This window comes from Acidovorax sp. SUPP3334, assembly GCF_030159055.1.
In the GTDB taxonomy this organism is placed as follows: Bacteria; Pseudomonadota; Gammaproteobacteria; order Burkholderiales; family Burkholderiaceae_C; genus Paracidovorax.
Window position 1 is genome coordinate 1 of record NZ_BQXQ01000137.1, and the last position, 510, is coordinate 510.

General features: G+C 73.7%; 1 pseudogene. It reads left to right on the forward strand.

The annotated features are described in order from the left end of the window. Window positions 1–510 (forward strand): annotated as a pseudogene (locus tag AVHM3334_RS23835) (RHS repeat-associated core domain-containing protein); the annotation flags it as partial.

A 510-nucleotide genomic window follows, 5' to 3' on the forward strand; every position in this document is an offset into this window, starting at 1 on the left:
TGCAGGATGCGAACGGCAATGCCATCGCGCTGCACTGGACCGCAGCGGATGCGGGCGATGCGGGGACGGCCACGGGCGAGGTGCTGACCTGGAGTGCGCGGCAGGCCCGCGAGCAGGCCATGGCCGATGGCACGGCCGGTGCGGGAACGTTCTCTTCCCCCTTCGCGCGGCCGCGCCTCATCGGCCTGTCCGATTCGGCCGGGCGCCAGTTGCGCCTGACCTGGACGCCGGCCACCGGGGCACCGTCCCCCGACGATCCCCTGCGCGGCGCGCGCCTGTCCACGGTGGAGTTGCGGGTGCCGGGCCACACCGGCAGCCAGTTGCTGGCGTCCTACGACTACGACGCGCAGGGCCAGCTCATCGCCACGCACCATGGCACCCTCCCCTACCGCCAGTACGCCTGGCGCTCGGGCGTGCTGGTGGGCTACCGCAAGGCCAGCGGCCACCGCTACTTCGCCCAGTACGACGCGGAAGGCCCGCACGGCCGCGTGCTGCGCTCCTGGTGCGCCG